This window comes from Italian clover phyllody phytoplasma str. MA1 (assembly GCF_000300695.1).
In the GTDB taxonomy this organism is placed as follows: Bacteria; Bacillota_I; Bacilli_A; order Acholeplasmatales; family Acholeplasmataceae; genus Phytoplasma.
This window is the reverse complement of the sequence record NZ_AKIM01000052.1, coordinates 1-4,518: the sequence shown is the minus strand read 5'-3', so window position 1 is coordinate 4,518 and position 4,518 is coordinate 1. Positions and strand designations below refer to the sequence as shown.

The 4,518-nt window shown below is 22.6% G+C and carries 2 protein-coding genes and 1 pseudogene; all 3 read right to left on the bottom strand.

The genetic code is table 11. The annotated features are described in order from the left end of the window. Positions 1 to 1,081 precede the first annotated feature (1,081 nt). Positions 1,082 to 1,357, bottom strand: coding sequence for a hypothetical protein (locus RI01_RS02275; RefSeq protein WP_017193052.1), 276 nt, complete (start codon positions 1,355 to 1,357; stop codon positions 1,082 to 1,084). Further along, positions 1,350 to 3,871, bottom strand: a pseudogene (locus tag RI01_RS04060) (DNA cytosine methyltransferase). Before RI01_RS04060 ends, RI01_RS02275 begins: the two are co-directional and overlap by 8 nt. A 46-nt stretch (positions 3,872 to 3,917) precedes the next feature. Then, positions 3,918 to 4,518, bottom strand: a 601-nt coding sequence (locus RI01_RS02265; RefSeq protein ID WP_017193051.1) for a DnaB-like helicase C-terminal domain-containing protein, incomplete at its 5' end; no start/stop codon positions are given.

Genomic DNA, 4,518 nt, shown 5'->3' with positions numbered 1-4,518 from the left:
GTGGTATTATATTTAATTTTTTTAATAAAACAGACATGGGGAAATGAGTTTGGATGTGTTTTATTTTATCTTGATAATTCATTGATGAGCTCCTTAATTTATTGTATTATTGTTTTTTATAAACTAAAATAGCCACTCGAGGAAGTGGCTTGCAATTGGTAATAAAAAAGACCTTCAATTTTGAAGGTCTTAGAATATAAAAATAAAACTTGAGATTAAAAATGATTTATGATAATTTTGTTTTGAATTTTTATGTATAAATATGGTTTTAAGTCTTTTGAAGTTGAAATGTAGGTATTAGATTTTATGTATGAAATTTATTATTTTTATCTTTTTATTTTTAGAGACATTGGACTTAATTCATGTAAAGTCTTTATTTTATTCGAATAAAAACTTAGTGCTTTCGTAATTGATGTATATTTTGTAATTTAATAGATTTACAAGCGTATGATTATCAAATTAAGAATATTTATATTTTTTTGTAAAAAAATAATGTGAAATACCCTACGTATAAATTTCCTTGGTTGTATTATTTATCTAATTAATTTTTGATTTATGATGAAAAAGTTCAGTTGTTTCCTTTTTTTGTTATAAAACAGTTCCCAGAAATGTTTTTATTATTAAAATATATTTAATTTTTTATTTTAGGTTTTTTTATAGGATTTTCTTTATTATATAATAGATCATTTTTTTTTATGTTACATAATTTTCCTGATTTAACACCAGCTTTAAAATTGTTATATCCAAAAGCTAAAATATTTATAATTTTATTAAAAATTCTTTTTATTTCATTATCGTTTTGTATTTTTGTATTATTTTTAATAAATTGTGTATATTTTTCCTTTAAATTTTTTAATTCATTTTTATTAGAATGATTAAAATAATATTCAAATTCATTATAAAAACTTAAATCTTGCAAAACTTTTTTAATATAATGTTTCAAAAACAACAAAGCATTATCATCACTTAAAGAAATATTTTTTTAAAATGTCATATTTTTTTATTTCATAATTTTGGTCTTTTTTGTTGCCTTGAATAATAATGATTTTGCTTTTTAACAATAAATTTAAATTTTGATCAATTATATGATTGAAATCACTACTAATTTTTTCTTTTGAAAAAAATTTTTATAATCTAATTTAGAATTTTCTATTAAAGTTTTTTTATTAAAAATTAAAACATTTTCATTTTTGGGTTCTAATTTGAAAATATTTTTTGCTACAAAATACAAACAATCTATAGTACATTTTTGATTCATCCAATAAGCATCTTTATTTTTTTTAAATTCTGAATAATTATTTTCCTCCAAAAATTGTTGAATAATATTTTCATTTAATTTCGAATCATCTTTATACATTACTTTCTAATTTCTCCTTTTTTTTACCAAACCAAAAAACGCTATTTTTATCAATATTTAAAGTTAATTTTTGTTTATTTCTCGCTATTTGATAAAAATTTCTAAAATCTTGATGCGCTATATATTCCATATCTTCTTTTTTTAATTTTATTTTTTGTGATTTAGGAATTAAAAAAGCAATAGAACCATTAGCAATTTGTTCTAAATCTCTTTTGATTATTCGAGGTTTATAACTCATATTAGGAACCATATAAACATCTTTTTTTTGTTTTATTTTCTTTATAATATCGAATCTATCTATATATTTGTTATGCATATAAGTATCATAATTTTTTATATTTTGAATTTTCTTGCCATCTTCACTAATATTTCTTGATCTTAATACTCTTATATATTCTTTATTTTCAATTTCTTTTTCATTAATCTTAGTTAAATAAGCGTTGGTGATTTGGCGGTCTCTAAAAACTTCAAAAATATCAAAACGCATTTGTTTATAAATTTTATCAAAAAAACTGTCTCTATATATTACCCAATAAGGTAATTTATCATCACAAATATAATTACATTTTTGAATTAAATTTCTTTTATGAACAAAATCATAAATATTAATTTCGGAGGTTTTTTTTATTATCTACCATAAAATTAATTGTTTCTAATGAAACACCTTCAAAACCTTTATTTCCAAAATCAATAATATCTAAAATAGATTGAATTTTGATTTGTTCTCTGATTTTATCATATATAGGAGCGCTTAAAAAATTTTTTGGCATTATCAAAGAAACATATCTTGCTTGATTAAGAGATTTTTCTAGAAAAAAAGAAGCTAAATTATTGTTAGCAGGGGTTTTGAAATCTTTTAAAATAATTTTTTGTTCTTTATTTTTGGCTTTATTAAATGGAGGATTACCAATAATCAAATCTACTTTTTCATGTTTTAATTTTAAAAAATCTTGACATATAAATTTTAGATTAAAATTTTTGGGAATGGATGTTTTGTCATAAATAATTTGTAAAATTTCAACCATATCAGGATCTATTTCTACTAAAGTTAAATCTACTTTTTCTTTTTTTGCATACTTTTGAAAAATATAAGGCAAAAAATTCCCTGCTCCTACAGAAGGTTCTATAATTGAAATTTTCTTTTTATTATCGAATAAAGGTAGCTTTTTTATAATTTCTTCAATTAAAAATTTATTTGTAAAAAAAGCGGCATTTTGGTTTCTTTTATTGTTAGCTAATTCTACTATAATAGATAAACAAGTTTCATGGATATAATTTTTTTTCAATTATATATTTTTTTAAATTTTCAAAGATATATAGATTATGATTTTTAATTTCTGATTTAATTTCTGATGCATTAAGTATTTTTTTATTTAAAAAAATATTTATTTTTCGAGCTATTTGTTGAAAAATAATAGTTGGTACAGATTCACCGATGCTTTGGCGAATATTTGTTTCATGTTTTTTTAAAAGTGTTTTTTTCTCTAAAAGGGTTAATTTATTTAAATCAGATAAATCACTATCAATCCAACGAAAATCTTTAGGAATAGTCATCATTTTCATAATTTCTCTAATAGAAAAAACACGATCATCAAATGGATGGATTGTATGTTGACTAGCCATACAATCACTTCTCGTATGAATACAAGGAGCTACTTTATCCCAATAAGCGCGTGAGTATTTTTTACCTAAACTATTTTTATTGATAACAATTTGATTATTAATTATACGATGTGGTTTTTTATGTATTTCATCATTTTCAAAAGCACTTTGACCTGGTTTTAAATCTTTAATCCATTCGCGCATATGTTTAGGATAAATTCTAAATTGATGATAAAAATCATCAGCATCAAATTCTCCCCATTCTAAAGATTTCATTTGTTGAAGAACACAAGAAAGAGGTTTTTCTTCTGTAAAATCAGGAAATAATTCTAAAGGAGTGATGTGTTTGGTAATAGAATGTTCTACACCAATAATTAAAGTTCTACGTCGTGAAGAATTTGAACCATAATTTTTAAAATTAATAACTTGTGCATGAAAATTATATTGTGAACTTAATTCTTCTTCAATTAATTTTTCAATAGTGATAGTTTGTTTTTTTGAATTAATACATGCTGTTTTTAAAAAAAGTGCTACATTTTCTAAAATAAAAAATTTAGGTTTAATTTTTTTAATTAAATCAACACTTTCAACTACTAAACTATTTCTTAATATTTCTTTAGAATTTTTCTTTTGATTTAAAGTGCTAATACCTTGACAAGGGGGAGTAGCAATAACAATAGTTATTTGTTTTCCGTGTTTTTTAACAATATCTAATATTTTGTCTTTGTTTTCTCTAATATCTCCTAAAATATAACCTTCATCATTGACACAAACTTTATTGTTTTTTTGTATTTCCATCCTTTTTGATAAAAATTCATTAGTTGCTAAACATTGAAAATTTTCTTTTTTAAAACCATAACAGCCAATGCCAGCTGAGGAAAATAAACTAATATAAGTGTTTTTGTTATTCATGGTATCTATAATATTTACAATATTTTTTTTCTCCTTTGTTTAGTTTTTAATAGGTTTCTATTTGATAAAGTGTGATGTAACCTATTTCTTGGAAGGTTTGGGTGGTTAGTTCGAAGTGATAAACTAAGTTCTTTTTGGTGCCGCTTCGATTCTTTTTAATCGATAATTCAATGATTTTTTGAGATTCGTTGTTTTTTGATCCTAAATATAATTGATTACAATTTTGATTATAGATATTCAATGGTTTTTCTTGGTCTTTGGATAGTTTAGGTTGAAATTCAGACATCATTAAGACGATATCGGAGTTAGTTTCAATGCCGCCACTTCCTTTTAAAGCGGTGATTTCAGGTGATTTTCCTTGATAATTGTTGTATGTATCTCTCGAAAATTGAGATAAAATAATAATTACAATATTTAATTCAATCGCTAATTGTTTGAGTTTCGTCATTATTTCGTCAATGGCGAGACGATCATTTTCTAAATGATTACTAGCTTTAGTAATTTGAAGGTGGTCGATAACAATTATTTCGGCTTTTTGTTCTAAATGAAGGCGATAAACTAAATCAATGACATAATTAATGTTTTTACTTTTGTCATAACTAAACGATAAGTTAATGTTAACAAAAAAATGTTTGGCTTGTTTCATC

Bases quoted from the DNA above. Each gene is read 5' to 3' on its own strand.
- RI01_RS02275 (WP_017193052.1), bottom strand. From the start codon at position 1,357: ATGTATAAAGATGATTCGAAATTAAATGAAAATATTATTCAACAATTT.